This is a genomic window from Kitasatospora sp. NBC_01539 (genome assembly GCF_045040525.1).
In the GTDB taxonomy this organism is placed as follows: domain Bacteria; phylum Actinomycetota; class Actinomycetes; order Streptomycetales; family Streptomycetaceae; genus Kitasatospora.
In genome coordinates, this window is the sequence record NZ_CP109390.1 from 5,836,937 (window position 1) to 5,856,288 (window position 19,352).

Below are 19,352 nucleotides of genomic sequence, written 5' to 3' on the forward strand. Positions count from 1 at the left end.
TCCAGGGCGCCCGCGAGGCGCAGTGCCTGCCGGGGTCGCCGCAGGGGCGTGCGACGTGACGCCCGTAGAGTGTGTACGGACGGTGAGTGAGTCGTGGAGAACTCGCGCACCACCCGTTCACATCCGCCGTGTCCGGCGTTCATGCCGCGGCATCCGGTCATCCTCCGGCACCCGAGACGGTCTCTTCCGGCCACAGTGCGCTCCGGAAGGCGAATACCGGCATGGGACAGCCGCGGTTCCTGATCGTCAGCAGACCCGCGACGGCGGACCCCCAGCGGGACACCACCGTCTGGCGGCTGCTCGGGGCGAACAACCGTCACCTCGGGCAGAGCGGCGAGGACTTCACGTCCGTCCCCGCCTGCCTGCACGCCATCGAACAGCTCCGCCGCGGTCTGGACCGCGGCCGGCCCTCCATCGGCTCCGTCCAGCACGGACAGCAGTGGCGCTGGCGGCTGGAAGTCGACGGCCGCACCGTCGCCTGCTCCACCCGCGCCTACCGCCGCCAGCGCGAGTGCCAGTACAACCTGGCCCGCTTCCTGGCCGGGGCCCGCTGCGTCGACGACGGCCCGCTCGGCCGTCCGGCCCCCGTGGTGCGGCTCCGCGGCGGCGGCGCATGACCGCCCCCGCCCCCGTCCCCGTCCCCGTCCCCGCGACCGGGACCGGGACCTCCGACACCCCCCGGGTGCTGCGCACCGACGCCGGCCTCGCCGACCGGATCTTCCTCGCCTGGGCCCGCGGCAGCGGCGCCCTCGTGCTGGTCGTCATGCTCTCCGTCGGCGGCTACCTCGCCGTGCGGGCGAGCACCGCCCTGCGCACCGCCGGCCTGTCCTTCCTCACCGTGCAGGACTGGAACCCCGACGGCGGGCACGGCCAGTTCGGCATCGCCGCGGTGATCACCGGCACCGTCCTGATCGGCGGCATCGCGGTCTGCCTGGCCGTGCCGCTCGCCCTCGGCTGCGCGCTGTACATCAGCGAGTACGCGCCGCGCGGCCTGCGCCGCACCCTGGTCGGCCTGGTCGACCTGATGGCGGCGGTGCCCAGCGTCGTGTACGGCGTCTGGGGCTTCGTGCTGCTGCAGTACGAGCTCGCGGGCACGGCCCGCTGGCTCTCCACGTACCTCGGCTGGATCCCGCTGCTGCACGTCGACGGCGTCGACCCGGACGACCCGCTCACCCCGCCGCTGGTCTACACGGCGTCCAGCCTGATGGCCGGCACCGTCGTGGCCTTCATGATCACGCCGATCATGTGCTCGATCATGCGGGAGGTCTTCGACCAGGCCCCGGCGGCGGAGCGCGAGGGCGCCTACGCGCTCGGCTCCACCCGCTGGGGGATGATCCGCACGGTCGTGCTGCCGTTCGGCCGCGGCGGCATCATCGGCGGCACCATGCTCGGCCTGGGCCGCGCCCTCGGCGAGACGATCACCGTCTACCTGATCCTCTCCATGCACTTCGAGATCCAGCCGCACGTCCTGCAGACCGGCGGCAGCGCGGTCGCCCCGCTGATCGCCCTGCGCTACGGCGACTCCAGCCCGTTCTCGGTCTCCGCACTGATGGCCGCCGGCCTCGCCCTCTTCCTGCTCACCCTCGTGGTGAACTTCGCCGCGGCCGCCGTGGTCGCCCGCAGCCGATCGGGGGCCGGCTCGTGACCGACCGCACCGCCGCCACCACCACCGCCACCGCCACCGCCGTCACCCTGCCCCGGGCCCCGCGCACCACCGTCGTGCCGCCCGCCGGGCCCGCGGGCGGCCCCCCGCCGGTACGCCGCCGCACCGGCGGGGGCAGGCCCGGCGACCGCTGGGCACTCGGGGGCAGCCTGGCCGGCGCACTCGCGCTCGGCGCGCTGGTCTTCCAGCGGTTCGCACCGTTCAGCGGCGCCGTCGGCTTCGCCGTGTGCACCTGGCTCGCGTTCCTCGGGCTGTACGCGCTCGTGGTCTCCCGCGACGAGAACGGCCTCGTCGTCCGCGACCGGCTCGCCGCCGCCGTCGTGCACTCCCTCGCCGCGCTCGTCCTGGCGGTCCTCGTGTGGACCGTCGGCTACGTCTTCTGGAACGGCTTCGACGCGCTCCGGCACACCAACTTCTACACCCAGGACCTCTCCGCGGCCGGCCCCGCCGACCCGCTCACCGGCGGCGGCGCCCTGCACGCCGTCGTCGGCACCCTCACCCAGATCACCATCTCGCTGGCGGTCACCATCCCGCTCGGCATCAGCTGCGCCGTGTTCCTCGGCGAGGTGCCGGGCCGCTTCGCGCGGCTGGTGCGCACCCTCGTCGAGGCGATGACCGCGCTGCCCTCCATCCTCGCGGGCCTGTTCGTCTACGCGGTGTGGGTGGTCACCCTCGACTGGCCGCGCTCGGGCCTGGCCGCGAGCATCGCCCTGTCGGTGATGATGCTGCCGATCCTCGTCCGCGCCGCCGACGTGGTGCTCCGGCTCGTGCCCGCCTCCCTCAAGGAGGCGTCGTACGCGCTCGGCGCGAGCCGCTGGCGCACCGTGTGGACGGTCACCCTGCCGAGCGCCCGCTCCGGGCTCGCCACCGCCGTCATCCTCGGCGCGGCCCGCGGCATCGGCGAGACCTCCCCGGTGCTGCTCTGCTCCGGCTACACCAAGAACCTCAACCTCAGCCCGATCGACGGCCGCCAGGCCTCCCTGCCGCTCATGGCCTTCACCCTGGTCAAGTTCCCCAGCGAGCTGCAGGTGGCGCGGGCCTTCGGCGCCGCGGCGGTGCTGCTGGCCCTGGTGCTGCTGCTGTTCCTGCTGGCCCGCGCGGTCGGCGGACGCGGACCCGGCGAGCTGTCGAGGCGCCGGTCCGCCGCCCGGACGCGGCGGTCCGCCGCGGACGCGGCCCGGATGCGGCGGACCTCCGCGCCGCATCCCACAGAACCCCGAAAGGCCCCCGTGCACCGCCGAGCCCTCGCCCGCACCCTCACCCTGCTCACCGCGCTCGCCCTGTGCGGCACCTCGCTGCTCACCGGAGCGCCCCGGGCCGCCGCGGAGGACTACCGCCGGATCGGCGGTGCCGGGTCGACCTGGAGCCAGAACGCGGTCGACTCCTGGATCAGCAACGTCAAGCAGTACGGCATGACCATCGACTTCGACGGCCAGGGCTCCAGCTACGGCCGCAACCAGTTCAAGAACGGCGCCGCGGACTTCGCGGTCTCCGAGATCCCGTACGGCCTCACCGACGGCGGGCAGGTCGACGCGCCGCCGCCGGTGCCGTTCGCCTACCTGCCGATCGTGGCCGGCGGCACCTCGTTCATGTACAACCTGAAGATCGGCGGCAACCGGGTCACCAACCTGCGGCTCTCCGGGGACACCGTCGCGAAGATCTTCACCGGGAAGATCGTCCGCTGGAACGACCCCGCCGTCCAGGCCGAGAACCCGGGCCTCAAGATGCCGGACGTCGCGGTGCGGCCGATCGTCCGCTCCGACGGCTCCGGCACCACCGCGCAGCTCACCACCTGGATGAGCAAGCGCCAGCAGGGCGTCTGGGACGACTACTGCCGGTCCACCTCGCGTCGCGCCCCCTGCGGCATGACCTCGTTCTACCCGTTGAGGAGCGGCTCCACCTGGCAGGCGCTCGGCACCTCCGTGGCCGTCGCCAACGCCGTCGCCAACGAGGCCAACGTCGGCGCCATCACCTACGTCGAGTACTCGTACGCGCTCAACAGCCACTTCCCGGTCGTCAAGATGCTCAACAGCGCCGGCTACTACACCGAGCCCAACGGCAGGAACGTCTCGGTGGCCCTCAAACGGGCGAGGATCAACCCGGCCGACCTCACCCAGCAGCTCGACGAGGTCTACGACAGCCCGGACCGCAGCGCGTATCCGCTCTCCAGCTACAGCTACATGGTCGTCCACACCAGCGCGGCCGGGACGTTCAGCGCGGAGAAGGGCCGCACCCTCGCCGCCTTCGGCTACTACTTCCTCTGCGAGGGCCAGAAACAGGCCGACGGACTCGGCTACTCCCCGCTCACCGCGAACCTCGTGCAGTCCGCCTTCGAACAGCTCGCGAAGGTGCCCGGCAGCGAACGGCGGGCCTTCGACGCCGGGAAGTGCGCAAACCCGACCTTCGGCTCCGGCGGCCGCAACCCGTACGCCGACAGCGCCGCCCCGCCGCAGGACTGCGACAGGAAGGGCTCGGCCACCCAGTGCGCCGCCGGCACCGGCGGCGCCCGCCAGACCACCCCGACCGGCACCGGGGGCACGGGCGGCGCCTCCGGCGGCACCACGGGCGGAACGGCCGGAGCCGCGGGAACCACCGGAGGCACGGGCGGCAGCGGCGGCAGCGGCGGGACGAGCGGCGCGGCGGACGGCACCGGCACCCCCGGGGCGGACCCCGCCGTGGACGGCGGCGCCGCCGCCACCGGCGGCACCGGCCAGCAGCTCACCGGCGACTCCGTCGCCATCGCCGCCGGCTCCGGCACCGGCCTGCGGCACGCCCTCATGCTGATCGCCGGCGTGCTGCTCGGCGCCGTCATCGTGCTGCCGCCGCTGGTCGCCGGCCGCGCCGCCCGACGGGAGGCCCGGCGATGAGCGCCCGCACCCTCCGCACCGGCGCCCGGCGGGCGCTGCGCACCGGCGCCGTCCTCGCCCTGCTGCTCGGCACCGCCGCCGGGGCCTCGCTCTCCACCGGCACCGGGCCGGCCCCCGTCCCCGCCGCGGCGGCCGGGACGGCCTCCCCGCAGATCCCGGTCGACCCGGTCACCGGCGCCCCGGTGCCGATCGACGGCCCCGCCACGGCCCCGGCGGCTGGCCCGGCCGCCACCCCCGCCCCGGCGGGCACGCAGACCGGCCGCGACCTCGGCCGGGCGCCCGGCGCCGCCCGGTTCGCGCCCGCCGCCACCGGGGCCGCCACCGCCGCCGACCCCGTGACGGTCACCGGCAGCGGTGACTTCGCCGGGCTGACGGTGACGGTCGGCCAGACCGGCCACCTCGTCAACCAGGTGGTCGCCGTCACCTGGTCGGGCGGCCGCCCGACCGAGCCCAGCCCCATGGTCTTCGCCCGCAACTACCTGGAGATCATGCAGTGCTGGGGTGACGAGGACACCGGCCCCGACCGCTCCCAGTGCCAGTACGGCGCGACCAGGGGCGACAGCCGCGGCGGCGCCTTCGTACCCAGCCGCCAGCTCAACTACGGCCGCACGCTCACCGACCCGGCCGAGACCGTGCGGCCCGCGAAGGAGAACGAGAACGCGTACGTGCCGTTCCGGCCCGCCACCGGCGACCCGGCCGAGACCGGCGGCAGCAGCCAGTACTTCGACATCCAGTCGACCAACGAGGTGCCCTTCGCGCCGACCCGCGCCGACGGCACCGGCCAGGTCTACTTCGAGGTGCAGACCGGCTCCCAGGCCCCGGGCCTCGGCTGCGGGCAGACGCCCGAGGGCCAGGCCGGGCCGTTCACCGAGGGCCGCCGCTGCTGGCTGGTGATCGTGCCGCGCGGCGACAAGGAGGTCGACGGGCAGGCCCCCAGCGGGCAGTCCGGGCAGCTGCAGTCGTCCCCGCTGTCCGCCACCAACTGGCGGCAGCGCCTCGTCGTGCCGCTGCACTTCGAACCGGTCGGCATCTCCTGTCCGATCGGCAGCCCCGAGCGGCCCACCCTCGGCACCGAACTCGCCGAGGAGATGATCGCCCGCTGGCAGCCCGTGCTCTGCCGGCAGGCCGGCGGCATCTTCAGCTTCACCCGGCTCACCGACGACCGGGCCCGTGCCAGGCTCCAGGACGGCGACCCCGGCCTCGTCTACGTCGGCGCCCCGCTCGCACCGACCGAGCAGACCCCGGGCCGCGACCCCGTCTACGCGCCGATCGCCGTCTCGGGGCTCACCATCGCCTTCGACATCGAGAGCCAGTCGTACTCCCGCACCCCGCCCGAGGTCCGGCAGCGGGACGGCGAACGCCTCACCGACCTCAGCCTCACCCCGCGCCTGGTGGCCAAACTCCTCACCCAGAGCTACCGGTTCGCCGCCAACCCGGGCGACCCGGACATCCCCGCGGACAACCCCGCCGACCTCACCTCGGACCCGGAGTTCCTGGCGATCAACCCACAGTTCAAGGACCTCTACTTCCCGTCCCGGATCCCCGACCTGCTGCTGCCCTCCGGCGAGGGCGACGGCCCCCTGCTGGTCTGGCGGTGGCTGTTCGCCGACCCCGACGCGCGGGACTTCCTCGCCGGACGGCCGAGCCCCACCTGGCACGACTCCGTCAACAAGCGGTACCTGGCCACGCCCGTCACCGCGCCGAAGTCGAACTACTCCAAGGTCGACGACTACTGCCTGCCCTTCGAGGACGACGGGACCGGCCGGCCCCCCTGGTGCAACTTCGACTCCCACCCCTTCGCCAACAGCATGAGCGAGGGCGCCCGCGCCGCCGCCCGCGGCGACACCCTCGCGAAGTCCGTGTGGGACGCCACCACCACCCCCGGCTCGCTCAGGAAGGCGCCCCCGCAGGCCCAGGGCCTGCGCGGCGTACTCGTCCTGACCACCACGGCGCTCGCCGACCGGTACGGCCTCGACACCGCGAAACTCCGCAACGCCGCCGGTGGGTTCGTCGCACCGACCAGCGACTCCCTGCTCGCCGCGGCCGCGGCCGCCACCCCCGGCGAGGTGGCCGGGGTGCCGGTCGTCGACCCGGCGGCCAGGACCGCCGGCGCCTACCCGCTGACCTCCGTCACGTACGCGGCGACCGTGCCCGCCGCCCTCGACCGGGAGAGCGGCGCCGCGTACGCCTCGCTGCTGCGCTACGCGGCCGGCGACGGCCAGACCCCGGGCGTCGCGGCCGGCCGGCTCCCCGCCGGCTACGCCCGGCTACCCGACGCCCTGCGCCGGCAGGCCCTCGCGGCCGCCGACCGCATCGCGGCCGGTGCGGGTGCGGCGACCCCCGCGCCCACGGGCACCGGCACCCCCGGCACCGCCGGCCCGGCCGGCGCCCGCGGCGGCTCCGGCGGCTCCGGCGGCTCCTCCGGCACCGGCTCCTCCGGCGCCGGCCCGGCCGCCCCGGCGCCCGCGCACAGCCCGGTCACGCTGGCCCCGGCCGCCGACGCGGCCCCCGCCGCCCGCACCGCGCGGACGGAGGTCGGCCCGCTGCGGTACGTGGTGCTCGCCGCCCTGGTCGCCGGTCTGGCCGCAGTCGGCGCGGGCGTGTACGTCCCGCGGCTGCTGCGCCGCCGACGGCCCTGACCCGAAGACCTCCTGCCCTCCGCTCCACCGACGCAGGTGCGCCACCACCCGGCCGGGGCTCTCCGGCCGGGTGTCCAGAACGCCGTTTCCAGCCGTTTCCAGGGGAGAACCCGTGCACACGTCCAGCAAGCGCACGTTCGCCAAGTGCGTCACCGTCCTCAGCGGCCTCGGCCTGCTCGTGGCCGGCACCGGCACCGCCCACGCCGACCCGTCCGGCACGCCGGTCCACCGCCCGCTCGCCGGCGTCGGCTCGGACACCACCCAGGGCGTCATGAACGCGCTGTCGAACGTGGTCACCGTCAACGGCCAGAAGGTCATCGGCTCGTACGACGCGGTCGGCTCGGCCACCATCAGCCCCCAGGCCGCCGCGGCCTGCCAGGGCCTCAACCGGCCGAACGGCTCCGGCGCCGGTCGCACCACCCTGCTCAACGAGCTCAACAAGGGCAACAACTGCCTGCAGTTCTCCCGCTCCTCCAGCCTCAACCTGGCGGCCGCCACCCCCGGTCTCACCTACGTGCCGTTCGCGGTCGACGGTGTCACCTACGCCGTCAGCGCGGGCAGTTCCCTGCCGCTCGACCTCTCCACCGCCGACCTGCACGCCATCTACAGCTGCGACCCCGGCTACGTCGGCACCGGCCCGACCTACCTGGTGCACCCGATGCTGCCGCAGGCGGGCTCCGGCACCCGCAGCTTCTGGGAGTCGACGGTCGGCATCACCGAGGCCGACGTCGTGGCGGGCAAGTACCCGTGCGTCACCGACACCAAGGGCGGCAAGAAGATCGAGGAGCACGACGGCCGCGTCCTCGACCCCAACTCCCTGGTGCCGTTCTCCATCGCCCAGTACATCGCGCAGAGCTCCGGCACCATCGCCGACCTCCGCGGCACCGCCCAGCTCGGCAACATCAACGGCGTGCCCTCGGTGCTGCTCAACACCGGCGCCGCGGCCACCCGCGACGTCTACAACGTGATCCCGACGTCCAAGGTCGGGACGAGCCCGTGGAGCGACGTCTTCGTCGGCGGCGGCTCGGCGATCTGCCAGCAGCCCGCCCTCATCAAGCAGTACGGCTTCGGCACCAACGCCAACTGCGGCGACACGTCCCGCACCACCGGCTGACGCACGCCCACCACCCTCCGAGCAAAGGCTGTTGACACCGTGAAGACCCTCCGTATCCAGCGCACCGTCGCGCTCGGCGCGGCCACCCTGCTGGCCGCCGCCTCCGCCACCGTGCTCGGCGCCGCCACCGCGTACGCCGACGACGCCAGCCCCACCATCGGCACCCTGACCGTCAACCCCGCCACCGGCGCGGACGACGAGCTCATGAGCGTCGTCTCCTCCGGCAGCTGCCCCGGCGGCACCAACCTGCAGCTGCTCGTCCTCGGCCAGGGCTTCCCGGCCGAGGGCTACGGCGCCTCCCTCAACCAGGCCCAGTCGGTCTTCCCGCCCGACGCGCAGGGCCGGATGACCGTGCCGCTGAACGACACCATGCGCAGCTTCGCGCAGAAGAACGGCTTCTCCACGCTGACCGGCACGTACGAGTTCCACCTGCGCTGCCGTAACAAGATCGGCGTGACGTACTTCGGCGACTTCGTCGGCTCGGTCCGGTTCACCAGCCCCACCGCCTACACCTCGACCGACCCGAACGCCCCGGCGGCCGTCGCCACCACCACCACGCTCACCGTCACCCCGGGCTCCTCGGCCACCGTCGGCTCGGACGTCAAGCTGACCGCCGCGGTCTCCCCGGCCGCCGCCGGCACCGTGCAGTTCCTCGACGGCACCACCCCGGTCGGCTCCCCGGTCGCGGTGGCCTCCGGCCAGGCCGAGCTGACCGTCTCCACCCTCGCCCAGGGCGCGCACAGCCTGTCGGCCGTCTTCACCTCCACCGACGCGCACTACCTCGGCTCGGCGTCGGCGGCCACCGCCTACACCGTCAGCCCGCAGGGGGCGACCGCCACCACCACGGCGCTCGCGATCAGCCCGTCCGGCTCGGCCGCCAAGGGCAGCCCCGTGCAGCTCACCGCCACGGTCTCGCCGAACGCCCCGGGCACCGTGCAGTTCGCCGACCACGGCACCCCGCTCGGCTCCCCGGTCGCCGTCTCCGGCGGCACCGCCTCGGCGACCGTGAGCGACCTCGCCGAGGGGGACCACGCCGTCACCGCCGCCTTCACCCCGTCCGACGCCGCGCAGTTCGCCGCCTCGGCGTCCGCCGCGGTGCCGTTCACCGTCACCGCGGTCGTCACCCCGCCGAACCCCGGCGACCCGACCGCGCCCGCCCCGGTCTCCGAGACCATCACCACCACCGTCGCCCCGGGCGCCCTGGTGATCAGCGTGGCCGGCGGCAACGTCACCCTGCCGCCGCTCGCGCTGAACTCCACCAGCACGCTGTACTCGGCGGCCGGCCCGATCCAGGCCGTCACCGTCACCGACACCCGCGCCGGCGCCCCCGGCTGGTCGGTCAGCGGCCAGGTCGCGCAGTTCACCTCCGGCGGCAACGCCATCAACGCGCAGAACCTCGGCTGGGCACCGGCCCTGGTCTCCAAGGGCGACGGCCTCAAGGTCACCCTCGGCGGGCAGGTCGCCCCGGCCAACGCGGTCGAGGCGAACGACGCCGGTGCGCTCGGCCTGAAGTCCTCCCGGACCCTGGCCACCGCCACCGGCCTCGGCACCGCCAAGCTCGGCGCCGACCTCACCCTGCTCGCGCCGACCTCGACCCTGGCAGGCACCTACCAGGGCGTGCTCACCCTGACCGCGATCTGACCCCAGGTCAGCCGGTCCTGCCGGGCCGCCCCCACCGGGCGGCCCGGCCCCCGATCCGAACCCCGCACCCGAGGATGATGCCGCCGATGCGCCGCTGGCTCCTGCTCCTGGCCCCCGTCCTGCTGGCCCTGCTGCCGCTCGGCCCGACCGCCCGTGCCGCCGACGGGGGCGCGCCGCAGCCCGTACAGGCGCAGACCTTCGGCATCCAGCCGGCCTCCGCCACCGCCCCCGACACCCGCGGCTCGTTCTCGTACGGCGCCACGCCCGGCGCCGTCGTCAAGGACCACGTGGCGGTGTGGAACTACGGCGACCGCCCCGTCACCGTGCGGATCTACCCCGCGGACGCCTTCAACACCGACACCGGCGGCTACGACGTCCTCCCCGAGGGCCGGCCGTCCACGCAGGCCGGCTCGTGGCTGCGCACCGCGGCCACCTCGCTCACGCTGCCCGCCCGCAGCCGGCAGATCGTGCCGTTCACGCTCGCCGTGCCCGTCGCCGCGACCCCCGGCGACCACGCGGCCGGGATCGTCGCCGCGCTGCGGCAGGAGACGAAGGACGCCCAGGGCAACACCGTCACCGTCGACCAGCGGGTCGGCGCCCGGGTGCACGTGCGGGTGGCGGGCGACCTGAAGGCCGAACTCACCGTCGAGGACGTGCACTCCGTCTACCACCCGAGCGTCAACCCGCTCGCCACCGGCCGCACCACGGTCACCTACACCGTCCGCAACACCGGCAACGTCCGGCTCGCGGGCCGTCAGGCCGTCCGGGTCGCCAACGTGTTCGGCACGGTCGCCACCGGTACGGCGCCCGCCGCACTGGCGGAGCTGCTGCCGGGCAACGCGGTCGCCCACCGCGTCGAGGTCACCGGTGCCTACCCGACCCTGTGGGGCACCGCCGGCATCACCGTCGACCCGCTGCCGGTCCCCGGCGACAAGGACCCCGACCTCGCCGGGAGCGTCCGCAAGCAGCGCTTCGCGTCCGTGCCGTGGGCGCTGCTCGCGGTGCTGCTGCCCGCGGGGCTGATCGCCGGCCGGTGGTGGCGCCGCCGCGGCGCGCCGCCCGCGCGGCCCGCCGCGCCCGCCGCCGCCGTGCCGGTGGTTGCCGGTGCGGTGGCGCTCGCCGTCCTGCTGCTGGCGGGCCAGTTCGCGGCCGCCCCGGTCGCCCGGGCCGCCGGCACCGGCACCCTCGCGTTCGACTACGCGACCGGCCACGACGACGACGCCATCGACGTCGTCACCTCCGGGCTCTGCCCGAACCCGGCCGCCGACTACCTGACCGTCCGGATCACCGGTGCCGGCTTCCCCGCCGAAGGCGCCGCGCTGACCGGCACCGTCGCGGCCGCCGTCTACCGGCCGGCCGCCAACGGCGGGTACGTCGTGCCGCTCGGCAACACCCTGCGGGTGGTCGCCAACCGGGCCGGCGCCGCCCCGCTGCACGGCGCGTACACCGTCACCGCCAGCTGCCGGAACAAGGTCAACCCCACCGCGCTGCGCGACTTCGCCGGGGTGCTGACCTTCTCCTCGCCGACCACGTGGCAGGCGGCCACCGTCGCCCCGGAGGGCCTCGTGCACGCCGCCGCGGCCGACCCGGCGGCGCAGCCGCCCGTCCCGGCCGGGCAGGCCGCCGCGGCCGCCGAGCCGGGCGGCGGCCCGTCGGCCGCCGCGTGGGCGATCGGCGCCGGCGTGCTGGTGCTCGGCGCGGCCGGCGGCGGCCTGGTGCGCCGCCGCCTCGCCCGCCGCGGCGGCGCCGCGGAGGCCCGCGCATGACCCTCACCGAGGCGCCTCCCGTGCCGCCCGCCGTCCCGCTCCCCACCCCGCCCGCCGTCCCGCCCGCACGGCCGGAGCGGCGGCCGCCCCTCCCGGACGGCCCGCAGCTGGTCGGCGCCGCCCTCGTCATCACCGCCGCCCTGCTGCTCGGGCTGCTGCTCGAACTCGGCCCGCTCGGCGGCCTGCGCCACCTGCGCGACGCGGAGACCGGCTACGCGCAGCTGCGCGAGAGCCTGGCGCTCGGCACCGCCCCCATCGGACAGCTCGGGCACGACGGCACACCCGTCGTGCCCGGCACCCCGGTCGCCCTGCTGGAGATCCCGCAGCTCGGCCTGCGCGAGGTCGTGCGGGAGGGCACCGCCGGAGGCGTGCTGGAGTACGGCCCCGGACACCGGCGGGACACCCCGATGCCCGGCCAGGCCGGCACCAGCGTGCTGCTCGGCCGACAGAGCGGCTACGGCGGCCCGTTCGGCACGCTGGCGCAGCTGCGCACCGGTGAGACGTTCACCGTCACCACCGGGCAGGGCACGCACCGCTTCCGGGTGGTGGCGGTGCGGCGGGCCGGTGATCCGATGCCGCCCGCGGTGAAGGCCGGTGCCGGGCGGATCGTCCTGGTGACGGGGGCGGGCCCGCGCTACGCCCCGTCCGGCACGCTGCTGGTCGACGCCGACCAGATGACCGCGGTGAAACCGGCGAACGCCCGCCCGCTGACCCCGGCCGCGCTGCCCGCGGGGGAGAAGGCGATGGGGCGGGACGACGGCGCGTGGGTGCCGCTGGTGCTGTGGGGCGAGGGGCTGCTGCTCGCCGCCGTCGCCCTGGCCGCGGCGTGGGCGGGCTGGGGGCGGCGCCAGGCCTGGCTCGTCGGGGTGCCGGTGCTCTCCGCCCTGGCCCTGGCGGTCGCCGACGAGGTCGCCCGGCTGCTGCCCAACCTGATCTGACGTACCGCCACTCGGAAGGAACCTGCACCATGACCGTCACCGACCGGACCGACCTGCGGCCCGACACCGCCCTGCCGAGCGCGGCGGGCACCCTGGACGCGCGTGCGGTGTCGGCCTGGTTCGGCGACCGCCGGGTGCTGGAGCAGGTGTCCCTCACCATGCCTGCCGGGCAGGTCACCGCGCTGATCGGCCCGTCCGGTTGCGGCAAGTCGACGTTCCTGCGCATCCTCAACCGGATGCACGAGCTGATCCCCGGGGCCGCGCTGGCGGGCGAGGTGCTGCTCGACGGCGAGGACGTGTACGCGGCGGGCAAGCGGCTCACGGCGGCCCGCCGCGACATCGGCATGGTCTTCCAGAAGCCGAACCCGTTCCCGGCCATGTCGATCTACGACAACGTGGTGGCCGGGCTCCGGCTGACGGGCCTGCGGGCGTCCCGGTCGGAGAAGGACCACCTGGTGGAGGAGTGCCTGACCAAGGCGGGCCTGTGGAAGGAGGTGGCGGACCGGCTGCGGCAGCCGGGCGGTGCGCTCTCCGGCGGCCAGCAGCAGCGCCTGTGCATCGCCCGTTCGCTGGCGGTGCGGCCGAAGGTGCTGCTGATGGACGAGCCGTGCTCGGCGCTCGACCCGACGTCGACCCGCCGGATCGAGCGGACCATCCGGGAGCTGGTCGACGAGGTGACGATCGTGATCGTCACCCACAACATGCAGCAGGCCCAGCGGGTCTCCGACCGGTGCGCGTTCTTCCTCGCGGAGCAGGGCACCCCGGGGGCGATCGTGGAGCACGGGCCGACGGACGCGATGTTCGGTGCCCCGGCGGACTCCCGGACGGAGGACTACGTCAACGGCCGCTTCGGCTGAGCGGGCGGCGTCGGCGGAGGGGCGGCGGGGAGGTCGGCGGGGCGGCAGGCGGGGTGGGCGGACCGTCATCGAATCGTCATGCGGAGGTCAAGGAATCCCATCGTATGATCGCCCGATGAATCGCGAGGTCATCGACGGTGTGCCCGTCCTCTGGGCGGAAGCGCCCGGCCCCCTGGAAGCCGTCCTCATGGTCGGGTGCGGCGTGCGGGACGAGACGCTGCGCACCGCCGGCGTGACGCATCTCGTCGAACACCTCGCGATGAGCACGCTGCCCCGGCTGCACCACGAGCACAACGCCTCGGTCGACCTCGCGACCACGCAGTTCACCTGCTCCGGCCGCCCGGAGCAGGTCACCGCCTTCCTCGCCGCGGTCTGCGAGGCGCTCGCCGACCTGCCGCTGGACCGCATCGACCGCGAGGCAGGCGTCCTCGCCGCCGAGGAGGGCCGCGTCGCCGACCCCGTCACGGCCGAACTGCTCTCCGGCCGCTACGGTGTGCAGGGGCCCGGCCTCGCCGCGTACACCGGGCCCGGCGCGGACCGCATCCCGGTCGAGGCCGTCCGCGACACCGTCTCCCGGCACTTCCACCGCGGCAACGCCGTCCTGCTGCTCACCGGGCCGCCACCGGCCGGCCTGCGGCTGCCCCTGCCGGACGGTGTGCGCCCCGACCGCACGGCCGCCCCCGAGGTCCTGCTCCCCGGCCCCGCCTGGTGGCAGGAGGACCTCCCCGGCCTCGGCCTCACGCTGCGCGGCGATCTCGACGACCCCGCCCTGCTGCTCGCCTTCACCGTGCTCTCCGAGCGCCTGCGCCGCACCGTCCGCCACGAGCACGGCCTCTCCTACGACGTCGGCGGCGACAACGTCTTCACCGGGCCCGGCTCCGGCGAGCGCACCGTGTGCCTGGACGCCCGGGACGGCCAGGAGCAGCGGGTCGCCGAGCTCCTCTGGCAGGAGGTGCTGAAGGTCGCCCGGGACGGCGTCACCGACGCCGAGCTCGCCGACGAGGTGGAGGGCCTCCGGGAGGCCCTGCTGGACCCGCGGGCCGTGCTCGGCGGGCTCGGCGAGGCCGCCGGGGCGCTGCTGTTCGACGACGTCTTCCAGGAGGCGGAGCCCCGCCTCGCGGCCCTGGGGGAGACCACGCCCGAGGAGGTCAGGGCGGCCTTCGCGGCCGCCCTGGAGACGGTCCTCGTGGTCGTCCCCTGCGGCGTCGAGCTGGACGTCCGGCTGCCGGACGGCCGGCCGCTTCCGAAGCACTCCTGCATCGTGGGCCGCGAACTCCCGGCTGGCGCGCAGGTGTTCCGCCCCTCGCTGACGGACCGCCTGCTCTCCTCCGCGGCCCGGCGGGTCAGGCTCGGCGTGGACGCGCACGGCGTGTGGCTGCGCGGCCCGGACGGTGAGGTGCACGGCGTGCCCTTCGCCGAGGTCGTCGGCGTGGAGATGCGCGGCCCGGGCCGGGTCGTGTTCGGCCGCAGCACCTGCTCGGTGCCGGTCCTGCCGGACTTCTTCGCCGGGATCGGCCCGGCCGTCGCCGCCATCGACGCCGCCGTGCCGGCCGCGCTGCGCTACCCGGCCTCGGCCTTCCGCCCCGCCGACTGAGCGCGCCGCTCCGCCCCGCACGCCCCGACCGACTGGAACCGCCGTGCCCACGTACGCCGCCGTCACCGCCGCCCCCGCCGAGCCCGTCCTCACCGCGCTCCGGCGCTCCAGGGTGGGCGGCTACCTCTACTCCGGCGGGCCCGCCGGTGGGACGTCCCTGCTCTTCGACCCGCCCAGGGCGCGGTTCGGCCGGATCTCCCAGCAGCGCCTGCTGAACCCGGCCTGGGACCTCGCCTTCGAGCTGAAGGCCGCCGTCTGGCTGTTGCAGGACGACGGCCGGTGCGCCTTCGCCACCGCCTGCTTCGCCGGGGGCGGCTGCCACGAGCTGGGCTGGGCCGCCGACTGGACGCCGCCCGCCGACCCGGCGGGGCTGGCCGCGCACCGGGCCGACTGGGACGCGTACTGCGCGAAGATCGCCGGGAAGGCCGGGCTGCGCGATCCGGCCGCGCTGGCGGAGGTGCGCAACGACCCGGCGCCGGACGGCACCCGGCCGAGCGGCACGGACGTGCTGCGCCGGATGTGCGCGCTGGTGGGTGCGCCGGACGCAGTGGTCGGCCAGTCGCTGCTGGCGCAGGCGGGGCCCGGCGGGCGGGAGTTCGTGCGCTTCGAGGCGAAGGGGCGCTGACCCGGCCGCCGCCCGGGTCGCGGCCCGGTGCTCACGCCCCTTCGCGGAGCACCAGGCCGACGAGCTCCCGCTGGGAGTCGCTGAGCTTCGGGTCGGCGCAGTAGACCGTGCGGCCGTCGACGGTGATCTCGTAGTGGAAGCCGTCGGGCACGCCGTACGAGGGGGCGCGGAGTCCGCCGGCCACCGCCTCGCGGGCCAGCGCGTGCACGTGCGGCGCGTCGGGGCGTTCGGCGGTGTCCAGCTCGGCGTGCGCGACGAGGCCGGCGAAACCGCCGGTCCGGGTGACCTGGATACGCATGGTTGTCAGTGTGCTACGCAGGGCTGGGCTTTGCCGAGATCTTTCACAGACTCCACCCGTCCGTCAGTCGGTGTCGACCCCGACCTGTGACCAGGCGTCGGCGACGGCGTCGGCGACACCGGTGTAGCCGGGGTTGTGCGAGCTCGCGGTGGCCACGGTGGCGCGGGCGAAGGCGGCGAAGCCGCTGGAGGGGGAGAGCAGGCCGCCGGTGAGGGTGTCGTACCAGATCCGGCCGGCGCCCTGCCAGGCGTGGCCGCCGAGGGCCTGCGCCGCGAGGTAGAAGGCGTGGTTGGGGATGCCGGAGTTGATGTGCACGCCGCCGCCGTCGCGGGTGGTGTGCACGAAGCCGTCCATGTGGGAGGGCTGCGGGTCGGTGCCGAGGCGTTCGTCGTCGTAGGCGGTGCCGGGGGCCTTCATCGAGCGCAGGGCGGTGCCGTGGATGCCGGGGGCGAGCAGGCCGGCGCCTATGAGCCAGTCGGCCTCGGCGGCGGTCTGCCCGAGGGCGTACTGCTTGACGAGGGAGCCGAAGACGTCGGAGAGCGATTCGTTGAGGGCGCCCGACTGGTTGCGGTACTCCAGCTCGGCGGTGAACTGCGTGATGCCGTGGGTGAGTTCGTGGCCTATGACGTCGAGGCAGCCGGTGAAGTCGGTGAAGATCTCGCCGTCGCCGTCGCCGAAGACCATGCGCTCGCCGTTCCAGAAGGCGTTGTCGTAGCGCTCGCCGTAGTGCACGGTGGCGTCGAGCGGCAGCCAGGCGTCGTCGATCGAGGCGCGGCCGTAGACCTCGCGGAACAGCGCGAAGGTGGCGCCGAGCCCGTCGTAGGCGCGGTCGACGGAGGCGTCCGCGCCGGCCGGGCCGCCCTCGCGGCGGACGGTGCGGCCGGGCAGCGTCTCGGTGTGCCGGGCGTCGGCGACGGTGCGGGTGAGGTGCTGCGTCGCGGCGACCGGCGGGGCCGCGGTGAGGCGCTGTTCGCGCAGGCCGGTGTCGAGGGCGAGGGAGCGCCGTGCGGGGCCGTGGCCCCGGTCGGCGAGCCGTCGCAGGATGTGCGGCGGCACGATGGCGCAGCGCGGGGGAGGGGGCGGCGGAGGGGGCGTCTGGAGGTGCGCGGAGGTCGCTGCCATGTCGCCCAGGGTGACGCATCCATGACGAATTGTCACCACCCCTGCGGTGTTCCGTCCGTCTCAGTGGGTGGAATCGCCGCCGGACCCGCTTCGTATGCTCCGGCGGCTGGGTTACGCTGGTGCACATCATGCGTTACGGGCTGCTTCTTCTTAGCTGCCGCGGCGAGGGCCTGTAGTCCATCGAGGCCGGCTCCCTTGCCGCGGGGAGCCGTGTTGCGCCCTTTCTGGATGCGGCACACCAGTCGGCCGAGTTCGGGTGTCCAAGCCCCCGATCAGCCCGCAATCGACATGGAAGCCGAGAGTCACCCATGACCGAGCAGTCGTCCGTCGCCCGCGCGTTCATCGACCGCCCCACCCCGATCACGGCGCACACGGTGCGGCAGCAGCCCTCCGGGATGCCGTTCCACCGCTACGTACCCTTCGGCACCGTCGACCTGCCGGACCGCACCTGGCCGTCCAAGGTCATCGCGCAGGCCCCGCGCTGGCTCTCCACCGATCTGCGCGACGGCAACCAGGCCCTGATCGACCCCATGTCGCCGGCCCGCAAGCGCAAGATGTTCGACCTGCTGGTGCGCATGGGCTACAAGGAGATCGAGGTCGGCTTCCCGTCCTCCGGCGCCACGGACTTCAACTTCGTCCGCTCGCTGATCGAGGAGGGCGCGATCCCGGCGGACGTCACCATCTCGGTGCTGACCCAGGCCCGCGAGGACCTGATCGAGCGCACCGTGGAGTCGCTGAAGGGCGCGCCGCGGGCCACCGTGCACCTGTACAACGCCACCTCGCCGCTGTTCCGCCGGGTGGTCTTCAAGGGCAGCAGGGACGACATCAAGGCGATCGCCGTGGACGGCACCCGCCTGGTGATGGAGTACGCGGAGAAGATCCTGGGCGACGAGACCGTCCTGGGCTACGAGTACTCGCCCGAGATCTTCATCGACACCGAGCTGGACTTCGCCCTGGAGGTCTGCGAGGCGGTCATGGACGTCTGGCAGCCCGGTGAGGGCCGCGAGATCATCCTGAACCTGCCGACCACCGTCGAGCGGTCCACCCCGAACGTCTACGCCGACAAGATCGAGTGGATGTCGCGGAACCTGTCCCGCCGCGAGTTCGTCTGCCTGTCGACCCACCCGCACAACGACCGCGGCACCGGCGTGGCCTCCGCCGAGCTGGCCGTGATGGCCGGCGCCGACCGCGTCGAGGGCTGTCTGTTCGGCCAGGGCGAGCGCACCGGCAACCTGGACCTGGTCAACGTCGGCATGAACCTCTTCTCGCAGGGCGTCGACCCGATGATCGACTTCTCGGACATCGACGAGATCCGCCGCACCGCCGAGTACTGCAACCAGATGGGCGTCGCCGAGCGCCACCCGTACGCGGGCGACCTGGTCTACACGTCGTTCTCCGGCTCCCACCAGGACGCCATCAAGAAGGGCTTCGACGCGCTGGAGGCCGACGCCGCCGCCGCCGGGGTGCCGGTCGGCGAGCACACCTGGGGCGTGCCGTACCTGCCGATCGACCCGAAGGACGTCGGCCGCTCGTACGAGGCCGTCATCCGGGTCAACAGCCAGTCCGGCAAGGGCGGCATCGCCTACGTCCTGAAGAACGACCACAAGCTGGACCTGCCGCGCCGGATGCAGATCGAGTTCTCGCGGACCATCCAGTCGAAGACCGACGCCGAGGGCGGCGAGGTCACCCCGGCCGAGATCTGGGCCGTCTTCCAGGACGAGTACCTGCCCACCCCGGCCAACCCGTGGGGCCGGATCTCCCTGGACGGCCCGCGCAGCCTGACCACCGAGGACGGCCGTGACGTGCTGTCCGCCGAGGCCGTCGTCGACGGCGAGCGGGTCACCCTGACCGGCTCCGGCAACGGCCCGGTCTCCGCGTTCGTCGACGCGCTGGCCGGCGTCGGCCAGGACGTCCGCGTGCTGGACTACGCCGAGCACGCCCTGAGCGAGGGCGGCGACGCCCAGGCCGCCGCGTACGTCGAGTGCGCCGTCGACGGCAAGGTGCTGTGGGGCGTCGGCATCGACGGCAACACCGTGCTGGCCTCCCTGAAGGCTCTGGTCAGTGCCGTCAACCGGGCGCAGCGCGGCTGACCCCCCGTACCGTCCGCACACGAGGGGCCGCCCGGGAGGGCGGCTCCTCGCCGTTCGGACACCCGGTGTGGCCTGCGCCACATTTTTTCCTCGCGGCACCCGTTCGGGGTGCTGACACGTGCCCGTAACCGTGGCAAC

Annotated in this window: 14 protein-coding genes; 12 read left to right on the forward strand and 2 right to left on the reverse strand. The window is 74.7% G+C overall.

Translation table 11 applies throughout. The features are described from left to right. Positions 1–221 precede the first annotated feature (221 nt). The 11 genes from OG335_RS25255 to OG335_RS25305 all read left to right on the forward strand — a co-directional run bounded on the left by OG335_RS25255 (position 222) and on the right by OG335_RS25305 (position 15,704). Positions 222–617, forward strand: coding sequence for a hypothetical protein (locus OG335_RS25255; protein WP_405013392.1), 396 nt, complete (start codon positions 222–224; stop codon positions 615–617). Then, complete coding sequence (gene pstC / locus OG335_RS25260) at positions 614–1,645, forward strand: phosphate ABC transporter permease subunit PstC (protein ID WP_405013393.1); 1,032 nt, start codon at positions 614–616, stop codon at positions 1,643–1,645. The genes OG335_RS25255 and pstC overlap by 4 nt, the downstream gene beginning before the upstream one ends. Further along, positions 1,642–4,530, forward strand: coding sequence for a phosphate ABC transporter permease PstA (gene pstA / locus OG335_RS25265; protein ID WP_405013394.1), 2,889 nt, complete (start codon positions 1,642–1,644; stop codon positions 4,528–4,530). Before pstC ends, pstA begins: the two co-directional genes overlap by 4 nt. Continuing rightward, positions 4,527–7,169, forward strand: coding sequence for a hypothetical protein (locus tag OG335_RS25270; RefSeq protein ID WP_405013395.1), 2,643 nt, complete (start codon positions 4,527–4,529; stop codon positions 7,167–7,169). The genes pstA and OG335_RS25270 overlap by 4 nt, the downstream gene beginning before the upstream one ends. Before the next feature lie 112 nt (positions 7,170–7,281). Beyond that, complete coding sequence (locus OG335_RS25275) at positions 7,282–8,283, forward strand: hypothetical protein (RefSeq protein WP_405013396.1); 1,002 nt, start codon at positions 7,282–7,284, stop codon at positions 8,281–8,283. Positions 8,284–8,322: 39 nt separating this feature from the next. Beyond that, on the forward strand, positions 8,323–9,924 hold the full coding sequence (locus OG335_RS25280) for an Ig-like domain-containing protein (RefSeq protein WP_405013397.1): 1,602 nt from the start codon (positions 8,323–8,325) through the stop codon (positions 9,922–9,924). Between the two features lie 86 nt (positions 9,925–10,010). Beyond that, positions 10,011–11,690 carry a hypothetical protein gene (locus OG335_RS25285; RefSeq protein ID WP_405013398.1) on the forward strand — a complete coding sequence of 560 codons (1,680 nt, stop codon included), beginning with the start codon at positions 10,011–10,013 and terminating at the stop codon, positions 11,688–11,690. Further along, complete coding sequence (locus tag OG335_RS25290; protein WP_405013399.1) at positions 11,687–12,628, forward strand: sortase; 942 nt, start codon at positions 11,687–11,689, stop codon at positions 12,626–12,628. The genes OG335_RS25285 and OG335_RS25290 overlap by 4 nt, the downstream gene beginning before the upstream one ends. Before the next feature lie 29 nt (positions 12,629–12,657). After that, positions 12,658–13,485, forward strand: a complete 828-nt coding sequence (locus OG335_RS25295; protein ID WP_405013400.1) for a phosphate ABC transporter ATP-binding protein — start codon at positions 12,658–12,660, stop codon at positions 13,483–13,485. A 115-nt stretch (positions 13,486–13,600) separates the two neighbouring features. Then, a complete protein-coding gene (locus OG335_RS25300; RefSeq protein WP_405013401.1) occupies positions 13,601–15,079 on the forward strand; it encodes a M16 family metallopeptidase in 1,479 nt (492 codons plus the stop codon). A 43-nt stretch (positions 15,080–15,122) separates the two neighbouring features. Further along, on the forward strand, positions 15,123–15,704 hold the full coding sequence (locus OG335_RS25305) for a hypothetical protein (RefSeq protein ID WP_405013402.1): 582 nt from the start codon (positions 15,123–15,125) through the stop codon (positions 15,702–15,704). A 31-nt stretch (positions 15,705–15,735) separates the two neighbouring features. Here the strand turns inward: OG335_RS25305 and OG335_RS25310 are convergent, their stop codons facing one another. Together OG335_RS25310 and OG335_RS25315 are read right to left on the reverse strand one after the other, a co-directional pair. Continuing rightward, on the reverse strand, positions 15,736–16,002 hold the full coding sequence (locus tag OG335_RS25310) for a protealysin inhibitor emfourin (RefSeq protein ID WP_405013403.1): 267 nt from the start codon (positions 16,000–16,002) through the stop codon (positions 15,736–15,738). A 63-nt stretch (positions 16,003–16,065) separates the two neighbouring features. Beyond that, positions 16,066–17,124: a M4 family metallopeptidase gene (locus tag OG335_RS25315; RefSeq protein WP_405013404.1), complete on the reverse strand. Its 1,059-nt coding sequence runs from the start codon at positions 17,122–17,124 to the stop codon at positions 16,066–16,068. Positions 17,125–17,432: 308 nt separating this feature from the next. On the opposite strand from OG335_RS25315, the gene leuA reads away from it, so the two are divergent. Next, positions 17,433–19,214 (forward strand): 2-isopropylmalate synthase, encoded by a 1,782-nt coding sequence (leuA, locus tag OG335_RS25320; protein ID WP_405013405.1) that lies wholly within the window; start codon positions 17,433–17,435, stop codon positions 19,212–19,214. Positions 19,215–19,352 lie beyond the last annotated feature (138 nt).